General features: G+C 66.3%; 18 protein-coding genes. 9 read left to right on the top strand and 9 right to left on the bottom strand.

Features of this window, described 5'->3' with window-relative positions; genetic code table 11:
- Positions 1–9 precede the first annotated feature (9 nt).
- The gene (locus tag AC0IX4_RS04100; RefSeq protein ID WP_471828129.1) at positions 10–1,062 is read left to right on the top strand and encodes an acyl-CoA dehydrogenase family protein; all 1,053 of its coding nucleotides are present in this window, start codon (positions 10–12) and stop codon (positions 1,060–1,062) included.
- Between the two features lie 19 nt (positions 1,063–1,081).
- Here AC0IX4_RS04100 and AC0IX4_RS04095 read toward each other — a convergent pair whose 3' ends face one another.
- Positions 1,082–4,465 (bottom strand): pyruvate carboxylase, encoded by a 3,384-nt coding sequence (locus tag AC0IX4_RS04095; protein ID WP_056071165.1) that lies wholly within the window; start codon positions 4,463–4,465, stop codon positions 1,082–1,084.
- 208 nt (positions 4,466–4,673) lie between these two features.
- On the opposite strand from AC0IX4_RS04095, the gene AC0IX4_RS04090 reads away from it, so the two are divergent.
- Genes AC0IX4_RS04090 through AC0IX4_RS04075 form a run of 4 tightly spaced genes read left to right on the top strand, consistent with a single transcriptional unit; the run spans position 4,674 to position 9,215 of the window.
- Positions 4,674–6,413 carry a PEP-utilizing enzyme gene (locus tag AC0IX4_RS04090; RefSeq protein WP_471828128.1) on the top strand — a complete coding sequence of 580 codons (1,740 nt, stop codon included), beginning with the start codon at positions 4,674–4,676 and terminating at the stop codon, positions 6,411–6,413.
- Positions 6,410–7,345: a TIGR03619 family F420-dependent LLM class oxidoreductase gene (locus AC0IX4_RS04085; protein WP_056071170.1), complete on the top strand. Its 936-nt coding sequence runs from the start codon at positions 6,410–6,412 to the stop codon at positions 7,343–7,345. The genes AC0IX4_RS04090 and AC0IX4_RS04085 overlap by 4 nt, the downstream gene beginning before the upstream one ends.
- Positions 7,345–8,451, top strand: coding sequence for a zinc-binding dehydrogenase (locus tag AC0IX4_RS04080; protein WP_471828127.1), 1,107 nt, complete (start codon positions 7,345–7,347; stop codon positions 8,449–8,451). The genes AC0IX4_RS04085 and AC0IX4_RS04080 overlap by 1 nt, the downstream gene beginning before the upstream one ends.
- Positions 8,448–9,215: an SDR family NAD(P)-dependent oxidoreductase gene (locus AC0IX4_RS04075; protein ID WP_056071178.1), complete on the top strand. Its 768-nt coding sequence runs from the start codon at positions 8,448–8,450 to the stop codon at positions 9,213–9,215. The genes AC0IX4_RS04080 and AC0IX4_RS04075 overlap by 4 nt, the downstream gene beginning before the upstream one ends.
- Here AC0IX4_RS04075 and AC0IX4_RS04070 read toward each other — a convergent pair.
- The 6 genes from AC0IX4_RS04070 to AC0IX4_RS04045 are packed head-to-tail and all read right to left on the bottom strand — an operon-like array spanning position 9,212 to position 15,817.
- Positions 9,212–10,258 carry a zinc-dependent alcohol dehydrogenase gene (locus tag AC0IX4_RS04070; RefSeq protein WP_056072815.1) on the bottom strand — a complete coding sequence of 349 codons (1,047 nt, stop codon included), beginning with the start codon at positions 10,256–10,258 and terminating at the stop codon, positions 9,212–9,214. The genes AC0IX4_RS04075 and AC0IX4_RS04070 overlap by 4 nt on opposite strands.
- A gap of 8 nt (positions 10,259–10,266) precedes the next feature.
- On the bottom strand, positions 10,267–11,244 hold the full coding sequence (locus AC0IX4_RS04065) for a TIGR03621 family F420-dependent LLM class oxidoreductase (RefSeq protein WP_471828126.1): 978 nt from the start codon (positions 11,242–11,244) through the stop codon (positions 10,267–10,269).
- Positions 11,241–12,083 carry a sugar phosphate isomerase/epimerase family protein gene (locus AC0IX4_RS04060; protein WP_235579507.1) on the bottom strand — a complete coding sequence of 281 codons (843 nt, stop codon included), beginning with the start codon at positions 12,081–12,083 and terminating at the stop codon, positions 11,241–11,243. Before AC0IX4_RS04060 ends, AC0IX4_RS04065 begins: the two co-directional genes overlap by 4 nt.
- 6 nt (positions 12,084–12,089) lie before the next feature.
- Entirely contained in the window at positions 12,090–13,214 is a 1,125-nt protein-coding gene (locus tag AC0IX4_RS04055; RefSeq protein ID WP_162245364.1) for a sugar ABC transporter substrate-binding protein, read from the bottom strand.
- Between the two features lie 19 nt (positions 13,215–13,233).
- Positions 13,234–14,262 carry an ABC transporter permease gene (locus tag AC0IX4_RS04050; RefSeq protein ID WP_056071196.1) on the bottom strand — a complete coding sequence of 343 codons (1,029 nt, stop codon included), beginning with the start codon at positions 14,260–14,262 and terminating at the stop codon, positions 13,234–13,236.
- Positions 14,263–14,272: 10 nt separating this feature from the next.
- Entirely contained in the window at positions 14,273–15,817 is a 1,545-nt protein-coding gene (locus tag AC0IX4_RS04045) for a sugar ABC transporter ATP-binding protein (protein WP_471828125.1), read from the bottom strand.
- Between the two features lie 228 nt (positions 15,818–16,045).
- On the opposite strand from AC0IX4_RS04045, the gene AC0IX4_RS04040 reads away from it, so the two are divergent.
- Positions 16,046–16,534, top strand: coding sequence for a VOC family protein (locus AC0IX4_RS04040; protein ID WP_056071202.1), 489 nt, complete (start codon positions 16,046–16,048; stop codon positions 16,532–16,534).
- A 21-nt stretch (positions 16,535–16,555) separates the two neighbouring features.
- Here AC0IX4_RS04040 and AC0IX4_RS04035 read toward each other — a convergent pair whose 3' ends face one another.
- Together AC0IX4_RS04035 and AC0IX4_RS04030 are read right to left on the bottom strand one after the other, a co-directional pair.
- Positions 16,556–17,029: a nuclear transport factor 2 family protein gene (locus AC0IX4_RS04035; RefSeq protein ID WP_056071207.1), complete on the bottom strand. Its 474-nt coding sequence runs from the start codon at positions 17,027–17,029 to the stop codon at positions 16,556–16,558.
- Between the two features lies 1 nt (position 17,030).
- A complete protein-coding gene (locus AC0IX4_RS04030; RefSeq protein ID WP_471828124.1) occupies positions 17,031–18,473 on the bottom strand; it encodes an aldehyde dehydrogenase family protein in 1,443 nt (480 codons plus the stop codon).
- Positions 18,474–18,716: 243 nt separating this feature from the next.
- On the opposite strand from AC0IX4_RS04030, the gene AC0IX4_RS04025 reads away from it, so the two are divergent.
- The 3 genes from AC0IX4_RS04025 to AC0IX4_RS04015 are packed head-to-tail and all read left to right on the top strand — an operon-like array spanning position 18,717 to position 22,956.
- On the top strand, positions 18,717–19,343 hold the full coding sequence (locus tag AC0IX4_RS04025) for a hypothetical protein (protein WP_056071213.1): 627 nt from the start codon (positions 18,717–18,719) through the stop codon (positions 19,341–19,343).
- Entirely contained in the window at positions 19,340–21,889 is a 2,550-nt protein-coding gene (locus tag AC0IX4_RS04020; RefSeq protein WP_471828123.1) for a putative PEP-binding protein, read from the top strand. The genes AC0IX4_RS04025 and AC0IX4_RS04020 overlap by 4 nt, the downstream gene beginning before the upstream one ends.
- On the top strand, positions 21,886–22,956 hold the full coding sequence (locus AC0IX4_RS04015; protein ID WP_056071218.1) for an acyl-CoA dehydrogenase family protein: 1,071 nt from the start codon (positions 21,886–21,888) through the stop codon (positions 22,954–22,956). Before AC0IX4_RS04020 ends, AC0IX4_RS04015 begins: the two co-directional genes overlap by 4 nt.
- The last annotated feature ends 3 nt before the right edge of the window (positions 22,957–22,959 follow it).

Genomic DNA, 22,959 nt, shown 5'->3' with positions numbered 1-22,959 from the left:
GAGCACGGCATGACACTCGAACTGACGGTCGAACAACGGGACCTGCAGAGCAGCCTGCGTTCGTCGCTCGCGAGAACGGAAGCGGGCCAGGACGTTCGGCCGGCACTGCTGGAAATGGGCCTCACCGAGATCCCGTTCCCGGAACGGTTCGGCGGCGCCGGCTTCACACTGAAGGACACAGCGGTAGTCATGACCGAACTGGGTCGCTCGCTCGGCAGCGCCCCCTATTTGTCGTCGGTGATCCTGGCCGGCTTCACCGTTCTGCACGCCGGGTCCGAATCTGCTCGTGCACAGCATCTTCCGGAGATCGCCGACGGTAGCAAGACTGCTGCTCTGGTGACCGCGTTTCCGTTCGCGGCCTCGCCGATCACGACTACCGCCGGCGTCGACGACACCCTTGTCCTCGACGGCGCACAGGAAGCCGTGGTGGACGGCGCCGATGCGGATCTGCTGATCGTGGTGGCCACCGGGCCGGACGGACCGGAGCTCGCAGTGATCGAGGGCGCCGCCGCCGGGGTGATCCGGACGCCCCGTGAGGCCTTGGATTTCACCAGATCGCTTGCGCGCATCGAGTTCTCCGGGGCCGTCGCCCACCGCGTGACCGGCGACGACATCGATGCCGGCCTCGACACCGCGCAGGCGGCCGCGATCACCGCCCTGGCCGCCGAACAGGTGGGGTCGGCCAGAGCCTGCCTGGAGATGTCGGTGGAGTACGCGAAGACCCGGCACCAGTTCGGCCGGGCCATCGGGTCGTTCCAGGCCATCAAGCATCGCCTCACCGACATGCTCATCGCAATCGAGCTGGCCGAAGCAGCCGTACTCGATGCGGCCGGGGCCGACGAGCGCAGCCGAAGCGAATTCGTCGTCGCCGCGGCAACCGCTCGCATGCTCGCATCCAGGGCAGCCACCTTCGCCGCCGAGGAGTCCGTTCAGATTCACGGTGGCATCGGGTTCACCTGGGAACACCCGCTGCACCGATACTTTCGGCGGGCCAAGACCAGTGAGCTGCTGTTCGGTGCCACCACCGTGCACGCCGAAACCGTTGCCGCCGACCTGATCTGAATCAGGGCGGCGGCTGAGGTCAGGCGACCACCAACAGCAGATCCCCACCGTCGACCTGGGCCGCGCGGCCGATCGGAACTCTGGTGACCGTGCCGGCCCTGGTCGCGGTAATGGTCGCTTCCATCTTCATGGCCTCGATCGAGCCCACCGATTCACCCTGCGCGACCACGTCACCCTCCTTCACCGACAGCGTCACGACGCCACTGAAGGGTGCGGGCAGGTGACCGGGGTCGGTGCGGTCGGCCTTCTCGGCGGACCGGGTGGTGGTCTCGATGCTCCGGTCACGAATCCGCACCGGGCGCAACTGTCCGTTGAGGATGCACAGAACGTTCCGGATTCCTTTGGCGTCCGGGTCCGAGATGGCTTCGAGTCCGATCAACAGTTCGACACCCTGCTCGAGCCGAACACGGTGCTCCTCCCCCTGCCGCAGTCCGTAGAAGTACTGGTTGGTCGAAAGCTGCGAGGTGTCGCCGTAGTCCTCCCGATGCTGTTCGAACTCCCGTGCGGGAGCCGGAAAGAGCAAGCGGTTCAACGTGGTCCGGCGTTCGGGACCGGAGGCGGACAGCTTCTCGTCGTCGGCCTCGGTCAGCGGCGTGACGGGATGCGGTTCGGCCCGGCCGGTCAGTGCCCGACTCCGCAGGGGTTCCGGCCAGCCGCCGGCCGGTTCACCGAGATCGCCGCGAAGGAAGTCGACGACCGACCCGGGGATGTCGTAACTCGACGGGTCGGCGGCGAACTCGGCTGCCGTCGCATCGGCTCCGACCAGAGCCAGCGCCAGGTCTCCGACCACCTTCGACGACGGTGTCACCTTGATGAGCCGGCCCAACACCCGATCCGCCCCCGCGTAGGCCGCCTCGATGTCCTCGAAACGGTGCGCGAGCCCCAGCGACGATGCCTGCTGTCGCAGATTGGAGAGTTGGCCACCGGGGATCTCGTGGGTGTAGACGCGACCGGTCGGCGCCGGCAGGCCGGATTCGAACGGTGCATAAGTGGAACGCACTGCTGCCCAATACGGTTCGAGGTCGCAGACCGCGGCGAGGTCGAGTCCGGTGGCGCGGTCGGTGTGATCGGTGGCCGCGACGATCGCCGACAACGCAGGCTGACTCGTCGTGCCGGCCAGTGCCGCACTCGCCCCGTCGACGGCATCGACGCCCGCTTGCCACGCGGCGTAGTACGTCGCGAGCTGACCGCCGGGGGTGTCGTGGGTGTGCAGGTGCACGGGCAGATCGAAGCGTGACCGCAAGGCGGTGACCAGGGTCGCCGCGGCCGCCGGGCGCAGTAGACCGGCCATGTCCTTGATCGCCAGGACGTGGGCACCCGCGTCGACGATGCGTTCGGCCAGGCGCAGGTAGTAGTCGAGGTCGTAGAGAGTCTCGTTCGGATCGGCCAGATCGCCGGTGTAAGACATCGCCACCTCGGCGACGGCGGTTCCGGTCTCTCGCACCGCATCGATGGCCGGCTTCATCTGATCGACGTTGTTGAGCGCGTCGAAGATTCGGAAGATGTCGACTCCGGTGTCGGTGGCCTCCTGCACGAAGGCGTGCGTGACGCGGTCGGGATACGCGGTGTAGCCGACCGTGTTTCGGCCGCGGAGGAGCATCTGCAGGCAGATGTTGGGCATCTCGGCGCGCAGGGCGGCGAGTCGGTCCCACGGATCCTCGTGCAGGAAGCGGAGCGCGACGTCGTAGGTGGCGCCGCCCCACGCCTCGACGGAGAACAACTGCGGCGTCAGGCGCGCGACGTGGGGCGCCACCGCCACGAGATCGCGGGTGCGCACCCTGGTCGCCAGCAAGGACTGGTGCGCGTCGCGGAAGGTGGTGTCGGTGACCGCGAGCGCAGTGGCGGAGCGCAGGTCGGCCGCGAAACCGGTCGGTCCGAGTGCGATCAGCCGGTCTCTCGAACCGTGGGGAGGCGCGGATCGGGTGTCGATCTGCGGAAGCTTGTCGATCGCGTACACCGGTGACGGCCGCTCACCGTGCGGACGGTTGACGGTGACGTCGGCCAGGTACCGCAGGATGCGCGAACCACGGTCGGCAGAGATGTTCTGCGTCAACAGCTCCGGATGCTCTTCGATGAACGTCGTGGTGACCTTCCACGCGAGGAAGTCCGGGTTGTCCAGTACCGCCTGCAGGAACGGGATGTTGGTCGCCACACCGCGTACTCGGAACTCGGCGATCGCCCGTCGAGATCGGGCGCTCGCCGTCGCGAAATCGCGCCCACGACAGGTCAATTTGACCAGCATCGAATCGAAGTGGGACCCGATCTCCGAACCCACTCCGACGCTGCCGTCGAGGCGCACACCCGACCCTCCGGGGGTGCGGTAGGCCGTCACGCGGCCGGTGTCCGGACGGAAGCCGTCGGTCGGATCCTCGGTGGTGATGCGGCACTGCATCGCGAAGCCGCGGATCACGATGGAGTCCTGGCTCAATCCCAGATCGGCCAGGCTCTCACCGGACGCGATGCGCAGTTGCGAGCCCACCAGGTCCACGTCGGTGATTTCCTCGGTGACCGTGTGTTCGACCTGGATTCTCGGATTCATCTCGATGAACACGTAGTTGCCGTGCGGGTCGAGCAGGAACTCCACGGTGCCGGCACAGGTGTAGCCGATGTGCCGGGCGAACTTGACCGCGTCCGCACAGATTCGTTCTCGCAGTTCGGGATCCAGGCCGGGTGCGGGAGCGACCTCGACCACCTTCTGATGGCGACGCTGCAGGGAGCAATCCCGCTCGAACAGGTGAATGACCTCGCCCGTCGCATCGCCGAGGATCTGCACCTCGATGTGCCGGGGGTCGACGACTGCCTGCTCGAGAAAGACGGTCCCGTCACCGAACGCGGTCTTCGCCTCGCGCGACGCGGCGTCGATGGCGTCGCGCAGCTGTTCCGGTGCGGCCACCCGGCGCATTCCGCGTCCGCCACCGCCGGCGATCGCCTTGACGAAGATCGGGAACGACATCGTCTCGGCCGCCGCGATCAACACGTCGGGATCGTCGGACGGTGCCGACGATGCGAGGACCGGAAGCCCTGCCGCTGTGGCTGCGGCGATAGCGCGCGACTTGTCTCCGGTGAGCTCGAGGATCTCGGCGGACGGGCCGACGAACGTGATACCGGCGGCCTTGCAGGCTGCGGCCAAGGTGGCGTTCTCCGACAGGAAGCCGTACCCCGGGTAGACCGCATCGGCGCCGGCTTTGCGTGCCGCCGCGATGATTTCGTCGACCGAGAGGTACGCGCGAACCGGGTGACCCGGCTCGCCGATCTGATAAGACTCGAACGCCTTGGCGCGGTGCGCCGAATTGCGGTCCTCGTAGGGGTACACGGCCACCGTGGAGGCGCCCAGTTCGACCGCCGCACGGAACGCGCGGACGGCGATCTCTCCACGATTTGCGACGAGGACTTTCGAGAACATGATGTTCCTCCCGGATAGGGGTGTGAGCTGAGTCTCCCACAAGATTGGACCTGTTACTAGATTGGGAGTCAAGTTAGTAGAACGGGACTCGAACCAAGATCACCGCTTCAAACTGCTGCGCAATATCTCTGTGCATGTTTCCATTGGCCCGTTGTTTCTATAGTGTGACTTGAAATACAGTCCCACAGCCACAGATGAGGAGGACTCGATGAGCACCGACCAGAATCCCGACAGTTGGATCACCGACTGGGAGTTCAGCGAGCGGTATCCGGTGTACACACGGGCGAACGCCGGTGAAGTTCTGCCCGACCCGTCGAGTCCGCTCAACGTCACCCTCGTGTGGAACAGGGGGTTGAACATCGGTTGGCGTGAGGGCTACGTCGAGCACCTCGGAACTCACCTCGCGTCGGAGATCGACGAGGAGATGCCGGAAATCATCGGCAACTTCGGCGGGTACCACTACACGAACTTCTCGATGACAGAACTCAACGGTGCGCGGCTGCCCGGACTCACCGTCCCGGTCTGGAACAGCCTGTGGGTCGGCGACCATCCGGACATCCCCGAGTACGTCGAGAAACCCGGCCACGAGAATGCCGAGCTCACCGCCGGCCTCGCCGAGAAGACCGCATGGTCGCTGACCACGGACACGTTCCCCGAAGCCGAAGAAGCCAAGCGCCGTGCCGATCTCGCGCGTGCGAATCGACCCGACGTCACCGCGATGAGCGACCAGGCGCTCGTCGACCACGCCCGCTCCTTCGTTCCGGACCTGATCTTCTGCTACGCCTACCACCCCGTCACCACCACACTGTCGACGATGGGGCCGGCCGTCGCGGGCGCGCTGCTGGAAACCATCGGCGAGGCAGACAAGCTCGGCGACCTCCTAAGCGGCCTCGGCGGAGTCGACTCCGCGGAGCCCTCCTACGCGCTGTGGAACATGGGCCGCCTCGTGGCCGGGTCCGCAGAACTCACCGCACTGTTCGACGACGGCCTGGCCACGTTGCTGGACACCGTCGATGCCAGCGGCACCCCCGACGCGAAACAGTTTCGAACGGACTTCGACGACTTCCTCTACAAGTACGGCTCGCGTGCGCCCAACGAGTGGGACATCCGTTCGGACAGTTGGGAATCCAAGCCCGTCCTGGCTCTGCTCGCCGTCAACGGCATGCGGATGAGCCCAGCCGAGAACGATCCCGAACTCATCCGGGAGCGCAACCAGGCCAAGCGCATCGCGCTCACCGCCGAACTCGCCGCAAAGATGCCGGACGACGCCACCAGGCAGAGCTTCCTCGACGCCGCCAAATCCATCACCAAGTTCATGCCGTGGCGTGAACGTACCAAGACCGCGTGCGTGAAGGTCATGGGCGAAATGCGGACAGCCCTCTACGAATTGGGCCATCGCATGGTGGACCGAGGAGTCATCGGCGACCACCACGACATCACCATGCTGCTCGACGACGAGCTCGACGCCTTCGTGGCCGACCCCGAGTCCTTCGAGGACACGATCGCGAGCCGGCGTGAGCAATACCTGGCTCTCTTCGAGCTCGAACCGCCGTTCTTCCTGTTCGAGAAGCCGTTGCTGTCGCAGTGGCCCAAGCGCACCGAACACAAGGCGCAGATCGCCGCACCGGGCGACAAGTTGTCCGGTGTCGGCGGTGCACCGGGCGTGAGCCGCGGCCGTGCCCGAATTCTGCACGACCCGTACGAGGTCGGCGACCTGGCCGAAGGTGACATCATCGTTGCGCCGCAGACCGATCCGGCCTGGACGCCCCTGTTCGTCTTCGCCGGCGGTGTCGTGGTCAACGTCGGTGCCACCATCACCCACTCGTCGATCGTCTGCCGCGAGCTCGGCATCCCCTGTGCCGTGTCGGTGCAGGACGCCACGTCCCGCATTCCCGACGGCGCGATGATCGAGGTCGACGGCAACACCGGAACGGTCACCGTTCTGTGAGGATCGGGCTCACCCTCCCCCAGCTCGGCGAGCACGTCGACGTCGGAGCCGTGCGCGAGTTCGCCACCTCGGCCGAGGAACTCGGGTTCGCGAGTCTGTGGGTCCAGGAGCACCTGTTCTATCCGGAACAGAACGAATCGATCTACGGTGGCCGGCACACCACCAGCGTCCACCCGGCCTACCGCTCGGTGCTCGGCGCCACGGAGCTGATGGCCTACGTGGCGGCCTGCACCCGGACGGTCATGATCGGCAGCAGTATCCTGGTGGCCGGCTATCATCGCCCCATCGAACTGGCGCAACGACTTTCGACTCTGGACGTCCTGTCCGGCGGACGCCTCGTTGCCGGACTCGGCGCCGGCTGGTCCGACGAAGAACACGGCCAGATGGACGTCGATCCGCGGACTCGCGGTCGACGGATGAGTGAACTGGTGCAGGCCGTCCAGGCGTGCTGGGGTCCTGATCCCGTGCAGTTCGACGGCGAATTCTTCACCATCCCCCGCTCCGTCGTTCGGCCCAAACCCGTGCAGCAGCCGCACCCACCGCTCCTGTCCGGCCTTCGCTCGGCGACCGGATTGGCCCGCACCGCAGCGTTGTTCGACATCTGGAACCCCAGTAGCGGGACACCCGAAGCGCTGCTCGACCAGCTCGCCACCATGGCCGGCATGCGGCCCGACGGCGCCGATCCGGTGCGGCTGTTCCTGCGGTCGTACTTGCAACGGCCGACGGATGCCGTCGGTTCGGGCGGTCACGGTATCGAGGGCGTGCAGGGAGACCTCCGGACCGCGCTCGCGGCCGGTGCGGAACAATTGATAGTCGAGCTCAACTTCTGGGACGAGATGGACTCGGCCGCTCACTGGGCCGAGGCCCCGTCGCGCCTGGCCGTGCTGCTCGAGACCGCCGCAGAACTGACCACGTCGAAAGCGAGTGCATGATGAGAGCCGCAGTGTTCGACGGCACCAGCCCGTCCCTGACCGTCGAAGAGATCCCCCGCCCGGAGCCGAGGCGCGGTGAGATCTTGCTGAAGGTGACCGCATGCGGTGTGTGCCACACCGACCTGCACGTCCTCAAGTCCGAGGTGAAGTTCCCCGTTCCCGCCGTGCTGGGACACGAGGTGTCCGGCGTCGTCGAGACCATCGGCGAGGGCGTGGAGAACGTCGCGGTCGGCGACCGCGTCGTCTGCAGTTTCATCATGCCGTGCGGCGATTGCCGGCACTGCGTGAGCGGCAAGGAAGATCTGTGCGAGAAGTTCTTCGCGCACAACCGACTGAACGGAACGCTCTACGACGGCGAGACACGACTCGCCCGCGCGGACGGGACACCGCTCGCGATGTACTCCATGGGCGGACTGGCGGAGTACTGCGTCGTTCCCGCGTCCGACGCGTTCATCGTCCCCGAGGGCGTCGGTCTGGGCGAGGTGTCCATCCTCGGGTGCAGTTCCTTCACCGCGCTGGGCGCGATCAACAACGCCGAGCTCTCGCTCGGGGATCGCATCGCGGTCATCGCCGCGGGTGGGGTCGGATCGTCGATCGTCCAGTTCGCGGTCGCTGCGGGCGTCTCGCAGATCATCGCGATCGACATCGACGACGACAAGCTGAAAGCCGTTGCCGCCCTTGGCGCTACCCATACGATCAACTCGATGACCTCCGACGCGGTGGCCGAGGTCAAGGCGTTGACGGACGGGCACGGTGTCGATGTGGCGTTCGAGGCCCTCGGCAACGCACGCACGTTCGCCACAGCCCTGGACATCCTCGACGACGGTGGACGCGCGGTCGTCGTGGGCATCGCTCCCGCCGGCAGTGTCGGTGAGATCGACCTCGCCCGACTGGTGCGGCGCAAGCTCGAGATCCACGGCTCCTACGGTGCGAAGAGCCGCACGGACATGCCGGCACTTCTGCGGATGGTGTCGGGCGGAATCGTTGCGCCCGAGCGCGTCATCACCCGCCGCTATTCGCTCGACCAGGTGGACGAGGCCTATCAGGCGCTCGCACGCGGTGAGATCGTCGGTCGCGCGATCATCGAGATGGACACGAGCTCGTGAGCAACGGTCTCGTGGCGGTCGTCACCGGCGCAGCGTCCGGGATCGGCCGCGCCGCAGTCGAGATCATCCTCGAACGTGGCGGGTCGGTGGTCGCCTTCGACACCACCCCGGAGTCACTGGATTGGTTGGCGGGCAACGACAATGCGGTCTCGTTCGTCGGCGACGTGACGCACGCCGACGACAACCGCGCCGCTGTCGAACAGGCCGAAAAGTCCTTCGGCCGACTCGATGCCCTGGTTCTCAACGCCGGTGTCCCCGCGTCGGGGTCCATCGAGACCCTCGACATGGATGTCTTCGATCGCTCGATCGATGTCAATCTCAGGGCGATCGCACTCGGTGTACGCGAAGCCATTCCGGCGTTCCGCCGCTCCGGCGGTGGCTCGGTCGTGATCACGGCGTCGGCAACCGCACTGGGCGGGGAACCCAACCGGTGGCCGTACGCCGCAGCGAAAGCGGGTGCGGTCAACATGGCGCGGTCGTTCGCCCTCGACCTCGCGAACGACGGTATCCGCGTCAACGCCGTCTGCCCCGGCCCGATCAGTACCGGGATGACCAAGCGCATCGAAGAGAACACGCCCGATCGCTACGAGTCGCTCAAAGGCATGGTGCCTCTGCACCGTTGGGGCACCGCCCGCGAGGTGGGCGAGGTCATCGCGTTCCTCGCCTCCCCGCTCGCGTCGTTCGTCACCGGGGTGGCGATCCCGGTCGACGGCGGCGCCACCTGCGGCAGCGGCCAGACCGTCCCGGTGCCCGCCGGGCTCTAGCGGTTCGGGTCCACCAGCACCTTGGCGTGGGTGCTGGTGCCGCTGTCGAGTTCGTCGAACATGGCCACCAACTCCCCCAGACCGATCGTCCCGGTGTGCAGCGACTTCACGTCGATTCGGCCTTCGGCGATCAGCGTCATCGTGCCCTTGAAGTCCTCGTGCGAGTACGCCAGCGAGCCGATCACCGTCAGTTCGCGCGACTGCCAGTCGCCGTAGCTCACCGACGAATCGGTTCCGGGATATCCGAGCAGCGCCAGCGTTCCACCTCGACGAACCAACTCCGCCGAGGGCTGAAACAGCGCGGCGACGCCGGTGCATTCGAACAGGATGTCCGCGCCGAGACCGTCGGAGACCTCGCCGAGCAGAGCCGCGAGTTCGCCGGGTTCCACCACATGGGTGAAGCCCAGATTCGTTGCCGCCGAACGACGTGCGGCCGACGGTTCGCTGACCAGCACTCGACCGGCGCCGGCGGTGCGAGCATGCTGCGCGGTCAGCAGTCCGATGGGACCGGCGCCCTGGACCACGACGATCGACCCGAGCGTGATGGCGGCTCGTTTGACCGCATGGAACGTCACGGTGGCCGGCTCCATCAACGCGGCCTCCTCGTCGGACAACGCATCCAGTACTGGAATCGCCCGTCGTGCCGACACTTTCAACTTGGTGGCGAAACCACCGTGGACCGGTGCGTCGTCGGTGATTCCGTTGGCCTCCGCGAACGCGAGATCGCAATTGGCCGCGTGCCCGGCGCGACACTGAGCGCACACCCCGCACGCCGGCCCGACACCCGCGACCACGCGTTGCCCGACGCGCACCGTCGTGACGTCGGTACCCACCGCACTGATCGTGCCCGTCCATTCGTGTCCGAACACCGCCGGCGGCAACGCCGCCGACGCGTATCCGTGCGTGTCGGTCGCGCAGATGCCGCAGTACCGGATGTCGACGACGACCCCGTCCGGGGCCGGTGTGACCGCGTCCTCGACGACAGTTTCCGCGTCCTTGGGTGCGACGATGTGGACGTACTTGTTCTCGACTGCAGATGTCATGTCAGCGTTCACTTTCCGGTCATACGCTCGACGACCGGTGCGAACTGTTCGTACGCGCGATCGCCGATGGTGAAGTAGGAGAAACCGAACTCATCGCGTCGCTGCTCGAGTTGATCGCAGATGTTGTCGACGGTCCCGACGAGCGCGTGCGGAAAAGCGCGCAGTTCGTCGCGGGAGAATCCGGTGCGGTCGAGCAGCGACTGTTCGGTGACGTCCGTCGCGCCGTCGATCGCGACGAAGTAGGCACCGGTCTCGAGTTCGATGTCCGGGAATCGATCACCGGCTCCGTCCCGCACCCAGGCAAGTTTCTTGTGCGTCTCGTCGACCGTCGAGGTCGCGACGCTGTCGGAACCGAGTACGCCGGAACGGTTGTTGAAGTTGATGCTCACGATGTCGGCGGTCTTGCCTGCCAAGGTGAGGACTCGCCGGGCGCCGCCGCCGATCATGATCGGCGGCGTGACCTCCGGCACCGGTAACGGTACGAAATCGCGTGCCTTGACGAATTTCCCGTCGACGTCGATCGCCGCACCCGCGAGATACTGCGTGATCAACTCGACGGTCTCCTCGAGCCTGTCGACGCGCATGCCGGCGGAGGGAAAGTCGATGCCCATGGCCTCGTACTCCGCGCCGAGCCACCCTGCACCCAGACCGACCTCGATCCGGTCGGGCGCGAACATCGCCAGTGTCGCAACCTCTTTCGCGAGTACCACCGGTTCGTGGTAGCTCGCACAGAACATGCGGCAGCCGACCTTCAGGGTGTTGGTCACCTCGGCGGCCACCGCCATGCTGGCGACAGGCGCCATGGTCACCGGACGATGCCCGGTCGGATCGAGCGCCGCACCGGGACCGATGTAGTGGTCGGGCACGTGCAGGGCGGAGTAGCCCATGTCCTCGACCCGGCGCGCGACGTCCCGCCATTCCTGTCCAGTGTTCGCCCGATACACCTGGGCGGCGAACCGAAACGGTCGCTGGAGTTTGTTGGTCATGAGTACAGTTTCTCATTCGAGTGCGGCATCCGGTCGAGCACCGTCCACGTCGCCCGGCCGAGTTCGGCTATCCATCCGCCCGGATCGGTGACGCTTCGAGCCGAGGGAGCCTCGACACTCAGTGCGGCCGACGCCGGGAGTGCCTGCAAAAATTCCACGAGCGGGAGGGCACCCGCGCCCGGCGCCAGCCGGTCGGTTCGGGCTTCGGTGATGGCCGCGTTCGGATCCGTCGACGGGTCCGCCGACACCGCGTCGCACAGCTGGCAGTACGGCAACAGATCCGGTGCGACGGCGGTGAGATCGGCGACGCCGGAACCCGCACGCGCCCAATGCAACGCGTCGACGAGCACACCCGGCCGACCGGACACACCCTCGACGAATGCTGCGGCCGCCGTCACGTCCCGCACCGAGGAGAAGATCATCGGTTCCAGACAGGTGCGAAGGCCGTACTCGCCGGACAGTTCCGCGAGCTCCGAGAAGTTGCTCTCGGCGCGAACTCGATCGTCGTCGAGCACCGTGACGAGAAGGTGGTCCGCGCCCAGTTCTGCGCCGGCCTCGAGCACCGCTGACCAATCACCGCGCGAACTCCCGGGATGCAGTTTCACCACTTCGACGTCGAGCACCCGCATCCCGCTATCCGCCAGGGCGGACTTGGTGTCGCGGAGCAACGCGGACCCGGCAGGGAGCTGAAAACCCCTGTCCTGCCGGGTCTGCGCCACTCGGACACCCACTGCGGTGAACCCGCCCGCAGCTGCGAATTCCACGAATTGCGGCGGCGGCACCTCGATCGCCGACAAGGACGACAGCGACACGATGCGTCCGGCTGCTGACTGGTTCACGCGCGGCTACTTCTTCCAGAGAGTCTTGAACTGATCCTGGTAGTCGGCGACACCGACGTAGTAGCCGGTGTCCTCGTCGAGTACTGCCGTCTCGATGTTGTCTTTGTTGAGCAACTGAGTCGGCATGAACGCGGCGTCCGCCTCGGCGAGATCGTCACCGTTGAACTGACGGGCCAGCGTGTCCAGCACGCGCCATCCGAGAATCTGGACCGGGAACCCTACCCACACACTGTTGTCGCCGTCCTTCAGCGACTGCAGGTTGTCCGGTGTCGGAGTCTGACCGGCGAACGTGACCTGGTCCTGCAGGCTCGCGCCGCGCAGTGCCGCGTCGACACCGAGAACGAGGTCTCCGAAGGAGAAGACTGCGTAGTTGATGGTCGGGTCCCGCTGGAGCGTACTGACGACGCTCTGCGGGGTCTTGGTTCCGAGGTCGGTGACCTGCTGGTTGACGAGTTGAACCTTGCAGTCCGGGCATTGGCTCGCCAGCTGCTCGGTGAACGCGTCCGTGAACACGTTGAGGATCGAGTAATCGGTGATCGAGAAGATCGCGACGTTGGCTTCGCCGTTGCTGTCGGCGACCACCTGACTGGCCACCATCTTGCCCCATTCCTGCACCTGCGCATCGCCGTCGAGCGCGGTGGAGATGACGCCGGGAACCGGTTCGCCCGCAATACTGTCGGCGACCACCGGAATGCCCGCAGCCTCGGCCGAGGCGATCTGCTTCGTCAGCATCGTCAACGGTGTGCCGGAGATGTGGATGGCGTCCGGGTTCAGGGCAATGGCCTGATCCATGGCCTTGGGTGCCGCTTCGGCGTCGGTGCCCATCAGAACACGCTGGTATCGCCACCCCAGTACATCCGCGGCCTGCTGAATGGCGTCGTTCTTGGCACTGGAGATCGGCTGGGGCGTCTCGATGCTGATGACGTACTTGCCCTCGTCCGGCGCCTTGCTCAACGGCGTCGTCAGCACGAGATCGGTCGGCGCTGCTTCGTACTGGTCGGCGACCGCCTGCGCACCGGCGACGTCCGCCGCCTCACCGGTGGTCGTGTCTTCCGAGCTGCTGCAGCCGGTCAGGACCAGGCTCGCGGCAGCAATGCCGGCCAAAGCCTTTGTCCAAGTTGTGGTTTTCACGTGAGTTCCTTTCGAAGAACTAATTGCGACGAGCGGTCCGCGCGGCGAGCGCGACGGCGATGATGAGGGCGAGTCCGTTGAAGAGGTCGTTGACGTAGCTGGGTGCGCCGGCCAGTTGCAGGCCCTTCACACCGGTGGCGAGGAGGTAGATGGCGATCAGCGTGCCGAGCACGTTGACGCGTCCGGCACGGATCTGGGTGGAGCCGAGGAACACGGCCGAGAAGGCGGGAAGAAGGTACGACGGCCCGATGTCGGGCGCGGCGGTGCCCAGCTTGGCCGCCAGCACCACCCCGGTGAGCGCGGCGATGGTTGCCGATGTCATCAAGGCGCCGAACATGATGCGTTCGACACGCAGGCCGGCGAGACGGGCGGCCTGACGATTGCCGCCCGTGGCATACAGGTAGCGGCCCAGCGGCGTCTTCTCGAGCAGGACGTACATCACCGCGGCGACGGCGATCATGTAGAAGAACGGCAGTGGCAGGCCGAGGAAGGGCTTGCTGCCCATGTCGAGGAAGCCGTCGGTGAAGCCCTCGGTGATCTGCTTTCCGTCGGTCACCCAGTACGTTCCGGCCAGCAGGATGCTCGACATACCGAGCGTCGCGATGAACGAGTCGACATGCAGTTTCACCACCACGAAGCCGTTGACGGCGCCGATCAGCGCGCCGCACAGCAGGGTGGTAACGATGGCGATGGGCGTGCTGATGCCCTGCGAGAGTTGGTAGGACACCATCGCGACCGAGAACCCCATGACGCCGGCGATGGAAAGGTCGAACACGCCCGCGGCCAGCGGCACGATCAGGCCGATGGCCAACATGGCGGTGATCGCCTGATCACCGGCGACGATGCGGAAGTTGCCCTGGGTCATGAAGGTGTCGGGAATCCAGATCGCGAACAGCACGATGATGGCGACCCATACGTACAGACCGCTGAAGCGATCGAGTCCGAGCGAGAGCTTGCGGCCCTTGGTTCGGGTACCCGCGCCGTCGCTTCCACCCGGTGGTGGGCTCGCAGGCGCGGCCGCCGCTTCTTCGTGGGATTGGGTTGTCATGGTGATCCTTTCACCGAGTCCGAGTGCCGGCGAGGGTCACGGCGGGAGCAGGTTTCTTCAATGTCGAGGCGGTCAGCCGGTCCGGGTCGATCCGGGGCCGCGAGAATTCGTCGACGACACGGCCGACCGACAGCACGATCACCCGGTCGCACAGACGGGTGAGCTCGCCGTGGTCGGTGGACACCACCAGCACCGCTGCGCCGGCCTGAGCTGCGGAGTCGACCAGAGCATGGATGTCGGCCTTCGCGCCGATGTCGACACCCTGAGTGGGTTCGTCGAGCAACAGCACTCGGGGATTGCGTCTGAGCCACCGGGCCAGCACGACCTTCTGCTGGTTGCCGCCGCTGAGGGTGCTCAGATGTCGTTCGGTGTCGCCCGTGGGCCGGACTCCGAGACGTTCGAGCCAGTGCGCCACATCGGATTTCTCGCGCTTGACGCGCACGAGACCACCTTTGGCGAACCCCCACGGATCGGCGACCGACACGTTCTCGCGCAGCGACGCTGCGGCGAACGCTGCGTTGGACAGGCGCTCGGCCGGCACGCAACCGATACCCGCCGACATCGCCAGATCCGGTCGACCCTGTTCGACGGTCTTCCCGTCCACGGTGATCGCGCCGCCGCGACTCTCCGCGCCGAAGAGCGCGGGCACTATCTGTTCTCGACCGGATCCGGTGATACCGGCGATGCCGAGAACTTCACCGGAACGAATCGAGAAACTGAGGTCTTCGACTGCACCACAAAACAACTCGACGATCTGCAGAACGGGGTCGCCGGCGGAGTCCGTGGTTTCTTCCGGCTCGGCCAGGAACTCCTCGACGCGGCGGCCGATCATCAGCTCGACGAGACCGGATTCGTCGAGACCCTCGAGTGGGCGGGTGGTCACGATCTTGCCGTCTCGCATGACCGTCACGCTGTCGCAGAGGGAGAAGATCTCGTTCAGGTGATGCGAGACGAACAGCACGGCAACCCCGCGGTCGCGGATTCGACGGACCAGGTCGAACAGCCGGACTGCCTCCGCGGCAGGGAGATTGGCGGTGGGTTCGTCGAGTACCAGAACGCGGGCTCCACCGGAGTGATCCTGGACCGCACGGGCGATGGCGAGCATGGTGCGTTCGCTCATGGTCAACGCCCCGGCAAGCTTCTTCAGGTCGAGATCGACACCGAGCTCCGCGAGAGCCGTCTTGGCCCGAGCGCGTTCTGCCTTGAAGTCGATGGTGCCGATGGCGGTGGTCTTGTATCCGTGCCCGAGAGCGAGGTTGTCCACCACGTCGAGGCTTTCGACCAGTCCGAGTTCCTGGTGAACGAAGCGAAGACCGGCGGCCTCGCCGCTACCCGGAATTCCGAGATGCAGCTCGTCACCGCCGACCGCGATCGATGCGCCATCGTCGGGATCGTGATAGCCGGCAAGCACTTTGATGAGAGTGGACTTGCCACACCCGTTCTGCCCGACCAGTCCGCGGATCTCGCCGGGTGCGAGGAGAAGTTCGACGTCGTCGAGTGCCCGATGGCCGCCGAAGGTCTTCGAGAGACCGCTGATGCTCAGCGCATCTGTCATGAAATCCTACCTACGTGAGGTGAGTAACTTGAATCCTGCTGTTGTTACCTAGGTCATACTCAACTATGTACATGGATAAGTCCAGCATTCCGCGAAAGTTCGTATTGTGCGCTCAAGTGCATAAATAGGGAGAACAGAGCGAGCGCCAGGGACGCTGAAGTCGAGAGTCGGCCCTCGGCTGTATCTATAGTCGACGCGTAGTTAGCGAACGTCACCGAAAGGAAGTCCGTGAGCGAGTATCAGCTGGGCAGCGTCGTACAGATCGCGTACATGGTCGACGACGCGCGGGCGGCGGCCGCAGACTTCTCCGCCCGTACCGGAGCCGGGCCGTTCTTCGTCCGGCACAACCCCGGAGCGTTCGACCACACCTCGGCCTACGGCCAGTGGGGGCGCACCCAGATCGAACTGGTGCAGACCCACACGGCAACTCCCCCGGCGTTCGCGGAGACCACGACGGCACGACACTGCGTCCACCATGTCGCGATCATGGTGGCCTCGTTCAGCGAACAGCAACGCATCTTCGACGAGAGCGGCTGGCCCGCACTGTTTTCGGCGACCACGCCTAACGGAAACGCCTTCGCGTTCCACGACGCCCGAGCGGAGCTCGGACATCTCGTCGAGATCTACGAACCGCGACCGAGCATTCTGGCGTTGTACCGTCGCGTCGCCGACGCAGCCACCAACTGGGACGGAGTCGACCCGGTTCGCGACCTGTGATCGCGGTCGGCGCCGGACCGGTCAGGCGTCCGCGAGCAACGCGGCGGCACGTTCGCGGGCCATGGCCAGGATCTGCGGGTTACCCGAGTTCCACAGCACCGTCAGTTGTTTCTTGCAAATCTTCCACTCACCGTCGACCCGTCGGAGCGAATCGGTGTAGTAGCCGCCGATGGTGAACATCGCGTCGCCGGCCGTGTTGGGGAGCACGTGCTCCGCGCGCACGTAGGAGATGACCGTTCCGCTGTCTCCGTCGACGGTGATGTCCAGATTGGACAGAAAGTGCTGCGACGCAGCGAGTCCCGGAAAGAGCATCCGTCCCCGCTGCACCCAGTCGTCCGCCTTGAAGGGACCACCGTTGCCCGCGCGGTAGCTCGTGTAATCGATCTCGATGTCGTCGGTGAACACCGACCGGTACATGTCCCAGTCCCGCAGATCGATTCCGCGCGCGAATCGGGCCATCAGCTTCGTGATCTCCTGATGATCGTCGACGCTCATGTCACTTCGCCTTCGCGGGCAGCTGCAGGGAGACCGTCTCGAAGTACTCGTCGAGTCCGTCGGGTCCGAGCTCACGGCCGATTCCCGACTTCTTGAAGCCACCGAACGGTGCGGACGCGTTGAAGCGGCCACCGTTGATCGAGACCTGGCCGGTGCGCAACCGGCGAGCAATGGCGATCGCAGTGTCGTCGTCGCCGGCGAACACGGCTCCGGAGAGTCCGTAGTCGGAGTCGTTCGCGATGTCGACCGCGTCGTCGATGCCGTCGTAGGTGATCACGGCGAGGACGGGACCGAACACCTCTTCGCGAGCGATAGCGGACTTGTTGTCCACGCGGGAGACGACGGTCGGACGGACGAAGAAGCCGGACTGCAGTCGCTCGTCGAGGTCGTCGACCTCGCCGGGTCCACCGACCAGGAAGACCGCGCCCGCCGGCACCTCGGCCAGATGTTTCAGCACGGACTGCTGCTGTTCCTGCGACGCCATCGGCCCGATGTCCACCGACTCGTCGAGGGGGTCGCCGACCGTCTGCGACCCCACGAGTTCCACCAGCTTCTGCTCGACCTCGTCGATCCGATCGGCGGGAACCAGCAATCGTGTGGTGGCGGTGCAGGTCTGGCCGTTGTTGATGTAGCACCCCCGAACGGCTGCGGTGATCGCGGCGTCCAGATCGGCGTCGGGAGCGACGATGAACGCAGACTTTCCGCCGAGTTCCAAGGTCACTTTCTTGATTCCGGCTGCAGCTACTTGTCCGACGCGGGCGCCGGCCGAGGTCGAACCGGTGAGGCTGACCAGGTCGACGTCCGGATGACCGGCCAATCTCTCGCCCACCCGGCCGCCCGCTCCGGAGACGATGTTCAAAACGCCCGGCGGCAGTGCGGTGGTGTCGGCGATCTCCGCGACGACGAACGCCGCCAGCGGCGCGACGCTACTGGGCTTGACCACCGTGGTGCAGCCGGCGGCGATAGCGGGTGCCACCTTGGCCGCAAGTTGGTACAGCGGGTAGTTCCACGGCGTGATCGCGCCGACGACCCCGATTCCGACCTTGATGATCAGCGACGTACCGCGGCGTTCCTCCAGGGACGTGTTCTCGAGGATGTCCGCCATCGACCGGAAGATGGTCACGCCCAGACCGACCTGCACGGTGCGGGACCGCGCGATCGGCGTGCCGACCTCGCGCGCCATGATCTCGGCGAGTTCGGCTTCCCGATCGACCAGCCCGTCGGCGATCTGCCGCAGCGCCGTCACGCGGTCGACGATCGACGACTGCGACCACTCGCCGAAGGCGGCACGTGCTGCGGCGACCGCGTCGTCGACATCGGATTCGGTGCCCGCGGGCACCCGGGCCAGCAGCTGTCCCGTCGCGGCCTCCAGCACGTCGATCGTTCCGTCGCCCGACGACGGAACCCACTTGCCGCCGATGTAGAGCTCGTGCCGGTCGTCCATTCGAGGCCTCACTTCTTCTGCTGCGCGGCCGAGTGGCGGCCATCACAATCACCATAGCGATCTTAGAGGACTGATTGTCAAGTAAGTAGCGCAATCAAGTCTGTACATAGTTAGTGGTTCGTTTCTTGACATCCACTACTAATTGGGTAGGTTATGAGCACCGTCACAGTCCTACCGACGGCAAGCGCCGCATCACTTGCCGATGACCGTCCCAGACAGGGACCGGAGAATTCGAGGAGCACCATGAACGACCTCGCGACCAACACGTCCGCGCCGACCGTCGTCACGAGCGAATTGGTCGATCTCGTGGTCAAGGGCATGGTCCGTGGCCCGATCACGCCCGAACTCCAGGCCGTGGTCGACGCCGGAGACGCCGTCGCCAAGGGCCCCGTCGTCATGCCGACGCAGGCCGGTATCGCCAACGCCGGCGCGCAGGTTCGCCTTCCCGAGGGCGGCGACGAGGCCAAGGCCGTCACCGACCTGCTCCACGTCTTTCTTCCGGTCAACCGTCGCCTCCGCGAACTGTGCACCGCTTGGCAGTGCCGTCCCGACGGCTCCGCGAACGATCACTCGGACGCCCAGTACGACGCCAAGATCCGCGATCAGCTCGAAGACATTCACACCGACGTGACCAAGATGCTGCGCCGGACGGGCAAGCAGTGCGCCCCGCTCCTCGACTACCGCGAGCGGCTGATCGGCGCCCTCGAACGCTTCGACAGCGGCGACACCGCATCTCTGACATCGCCCCTGACGGACGGCTACCACACCGTCTGGATGTGGCTGCATCAGCACGTGCTGATGATGCTGGGTATGACACGGGCGCAGGACGAGGCCCTCGAGGAGAAGCTCGTATCCGGTAGCGCAGAATGACCGTGTCCGACAACGTCATCCACGCGTCCACGCGGACGGCGGTACCTTACGGTCAAGGCCGTGCTCGCGGACTCGGCGCCGACGTGCTGGGTGTACACGGTGTCGAGATGGACAACCTGGTGGCACTCGGACTTCCCGTGGTACCGGGATTGACCGTCCCGATCGGTTCCGGTGCCGGACTCGAGAACCGCGAGACCGCCGCTCTGGCAATCGACCTGCTCGAAAAGCTGGCCGTACGCGGGATCTGGCCCGAGGTCCGCACCGAGCGGCGGCCCATGTTGATGCATCTGCGCTGCAGCGCCCCTGTCCCGGTGTCGGCCCTGCCGCCGGCCATCTCGGCCATCGGTCTGTCGAGCCGCAACATCGACGCTCTGGTCGAGGTGATCGGACGAGAGCGCGACATCTACGACTCCTGGGCGGCGAACCTCCGGTTCGTCGCGGAGGGCGCTCTCGAGATCGACACCGACGATCTGGACGACCTCGACGACGACCACCCCGACAGCCGCACCCGAGTTCCCGCTCTGCTCGAATTTATCGAGAAGTCCACCGGTGCAACGTTTCCCACGGAACCGGCCGAGCAACTCGGTCTGGCAGCCAAAGCCATGCTCGCCCGTTGGGCCTCTCCCCGTGGACAGCGTGCGCGCAAAGCCCTGTCCCTGCCCGGTGACCTGGGAATCGCCCTGCACGTTCGCGCCCTGCGCCTCGGCTCCTGGGACGAATCCGGGTACGGATCCGCGATAAGCCGTGACCTGGAGACCGGCAAGTACGCACCCCATGGCGTCTTTCACCTCGGTGTTCGCCGGGCCGATCCCAACCCCGGTCCGGGCGCCCCACTCACGCACACCCCCGGTGGCGTGCAGATTCTCGATCAGATCTTCGCCACGCTCGAACCTCATCTTCGTGCCGTCGCGGAGGTGGAGTTCGAGGTCCGCGACCGCCAACTCGCACTGCTCAGCGCCGGTCCGCTCGAGCACCCCGGCCCGCGCGCGGTCACCAATCTGGCCGTCGACCTGGCCACCGGTCAATCGATCGGACGCAGCGAGGCCGTTCGCATGCTCGAACCCGACCTGATGCAGGACCTCCTCCACGCCCAGCTCACGCTCACCGGCCGCGAACAGCTGCTCGCGCACGGGCTTCCCGCGTCGCCGGGTGCAGCCATCGGCGAGATCGCGTTGTCGAGCGAGCGGGCCCTGCGACTCGCAGCCGAAGGCAAGGACGTCATCCTCGTCGCGTCCGAGACCAGCCCGGCGGACGTCCCCGCTCTGCTCGCCGCCACTGCGGTGATCACCTCCAACGGTGGACTGGCGTCGCATGCCGCCGTCGTTGCCCGCGGCGCCGGCCGACCGGCCGTCTGCGGCGCGACGACGCTGCGAATCGACCTCGACGCCGCCACCGTGACGTCCGACGGCATCACCCTGTCCGAGGGTGACACAGTCTCCGTCAACGGCCGAACCGGCGACGTCTACGTGGGCGCCGTACCGATCCGGCCCGCGGAACCATCGCCGGAACTCGAGGTGCTGCTCGGATGGGCCGACGAGATTCGCGAACTGGGCGTGCGCACCAACGCCGACAACGCCGAGGACGCAGCAACGGCGTTCCGGCTCGGCGCCGAGGGAATCGGACTGTGCCGCACCGAGCACCAGTTCATGGGTGATCAGCTGCCGCTGGTGCAACGACTCGTTCTCGCCGACAGCGAAGCCGAGGAGATCGACGCGATCGCGGCGCTGACGGCGGCCCAGCAGTCGGACTTCACCGATCTGCTTCGCGTCGTGGGGAATCGGCCCATCACCGTCCGTCTGCTCGACGCACCGCTGCACGAGTTCCTGCCACCTGACGGGCACTACCGAGACGACGCCCAGGCCGAACGGGCAGCTGCCACCCACGAATCCAACCCGATGCTGGGACTTCGTGGTGTGCGGTTCGCCATGGTGCAGAAGCGGCTGTATCCCGCGCAGGCCGAAGCGCTGTTCCGCGCATGGGTCACGGTGAACGCCGAAGGACTCACGCCTGCACTCGAAGTGATGATCCCGCTGGTATCCCTTCCGGGTGAACTCACCGAAGCCATCGCCCAGGTGCACCGTGCTGCCGCTACCGTCGCCGCCGACACCGGTGTCACGGTTCCCTACCTCGTCGGCAGCATGATCGAGACCCCGCGGGCAGCGCTGCTCGCCGCTACGTTGGCCGCCGAGGCGCAGTTCCTCTCGTTCGGCACCAACGACCTGACCCAGCTGACGTACGGGTTCTCCCGAGACGACGTCGAGAAGACGATGCTCGCGCACTACCTCGAGCACGGACTGCTGACCGACAGCCCCTTCGCGGTGCTCGATCGCGACGGAGTCGGTGCCCTGGTCTCCCTGGCCGCGGACAGTGCGCGCACCGTGCGACCCGACGTGAAGCTGGGCGTCTGCGGTGAACACGGCGGCGACCCGGAATCGATCTCGTTCCTGAATTCGGTCGGGCTGCATTACGTGTCGTGCTCCCCCAGGCGTGTTCCCGTGGCCCGCCTGGCGGCCGCGCACGCCACGCTGGAGAAGCAGACGACGTGAATTCCGAGCTGGACTACTTGCGGGCATCCGTGCGAGCCGCGGCGGCCGATCTCGGCGGACCCGACCTGTGCCGCTCGCTCGATCCAGCCGGCGCCGGCTGGGACGCCGGCGCCTGGTCGGTCATGGCGGGACAGATCGGGGTCAGCAGCCTGGGATTGCCCGAATCATGCGGCGGCCTCGGTGGTTTGGCCGAGCTCGCCGTGGTCGCCGAAGAACTGGGCGCCGCGCTGCTTCCGATCCCGTTCCTCTCGACGGTCCTCACCGCACAGGTGCTCGTCCACGCCGGCGGTGCCGACGACGTGATCACGGACATCGCCGAAGGTCGGCCCGCCGCGTTCGCGGGACTCGACAGGCGCGGATGGTGGTCACCCGACCACGAGATCTTCACCGCCACCGAGACGACAACCGGGTGGTCGTTGACCGGCCACGCGCCGGCTGTCCTCGGCGCCGCCGATGCTCGGTGGCTGGTGGCCGTCGCCCACACCTCGGACGGTCCAGACATCTTCGTCGTGGACGCCGCCGCAACCGAACCCGCTATCACGCCGCTGCGAACACTCGACCTGTCGCGGGCGCAGGCCGCGCTCACCCTGTCGGACACGCCGGCCCGCCGGCTGACGGTCGGCGGAAGCGCCTCGGCCGCAGTCGATCCCGCTCTCGACGTGGCCTGCATCGTGCTGGCTGCCGAGCAACTCGGTGGCGCTCAGGTGAGCCTCGACCGCACGGCCGCATACGCGAAGGAACGCCGTCAATTCGGGCGAGCCATCGGCAGCTTCCAAGCCGTCAAGCACACGCTCGCCGACATGCTGGTTCTCGTGGAGTCCAGCCGATCGGCAGTCGTTCGCGCGATCGAGGCCACCGATCTCACCGAGGCCGGCGCGGTGGCGCAGGCGTGGTGTTCGGACGCCTACCGGACCGTGAGCGCCGAGGCCGTACAACTCCACGGCGGTATCGGCTTCACGTGGGAACATCACTGCCACCTGTACTTCCGACGGGCCCGCGCCGACGCTCAGCTCTTCGGCGGGGCCGCGTTCCACCGGGAACGGCTCGCCACTTCTCTCGCCTGGTGAGGG

This window comes from Rhodococcus sp. AC861 (genome assembly GCF_979256035.1).
Note: the sequence above shows the minus strand (reverse complement) of the source record. Positions and strands in the feature narration are given on the sequence as shown.

What these genes read in the sequence shown, in the direction of transcription:
- AC0IX4_RS04025 (WP_056071213.1), top strand. Translation starts at nt 18,717, where the DNA reads ATGAACGACCTCGCGACCAACACGTCCGCGCCGACCGTCGTCACGAGC.
- AC0IX4_RS04020 (WP_471828123.1), top strand. Translation starts at nt 19,340, where the DNA reads ATGACCGTGTCCGACAACGTCATCCACGCGTCCACGCGGACGGCGGTA.
- AC0IX4_RS04035 (WP_056071207.1), bottom strand. Translation starts at nt 17,029, where the DNA reads ATGAGCGTCGACGATCATCAGGAGATCACGAAGCTGATGGCCCGATTC.
- AC0IX4_RS04050 (WP_056071196.1), bottom strand. Translation starts at nt 14,262, where the DNA reads ATGACAACCCAATCCCACGAAGAAGCGGCGGCCGCGCCTGCGAGCCCA.
- AC0IX4_RS04100 (WP_471828129.1), top strand. Translation starts at nt 10, where the DNA reads ATGACACTCGAACTGACGGTCGAACAACGGGACCTGCAGAGCAGCCTG.
- AC0IX4_RS04045 (WP_471828125.1), bottom strand. Translation starts at nt 15,817, where the DNA reads ATGACAGATGCGCTGAGCATCAGCGGTCTCTCGAAGACCTTCGGCGGC.
- AC0IX4_RS04070 (WP_056072815.1), bottom strand. Translation starts at nt 10,258, where the DNA reads ATGACATCTGCAGTCGAGAACAAGTACGTCCACATCGTCGCACCCAAG.
- AC0IX4_RS04065 (WP_471828126.1), bottom strand. Translation starts at nt 11,244, where the DNA reads ATGACCAACAAACTCCAGCGACCGTTTCGGTTCGCCGCCCAGGTGTAT.
- AC0IX4_RS04095 (WP_056071165.1), bottom strand. Translation starts at nt 4,465, where the DNA reads ATGTTCTCGAAAGTCCTCGTCGCAAATCGTGGAGAGATCGCCGTCCGC.
- AC0IX4_RS04090 (WP_471828128.1), top strand. Translation starts at nt 4,674, where the DNA reads ATGAGCACCGACCAGAATCCCGACAGTTGGATCACCGACTGGGAGTTC.
- AC0IX4_RS04080 (WP_471828127.1), top strand. Translation starts at nt 7,345, where the DNA reads ATGAGAGCCGCAGTGTTCGACGGCACCAGCCCGTCCCTGACCGTCGAA.
- AC0IX4_RS04030 (WP_471828124.1), bottom strand. Translation starts at nt 18,473, where the DNA reads ATGGACGACCGGCACGAGCTCTACATCGGCGGCAAGTGGGTTCCGTCG.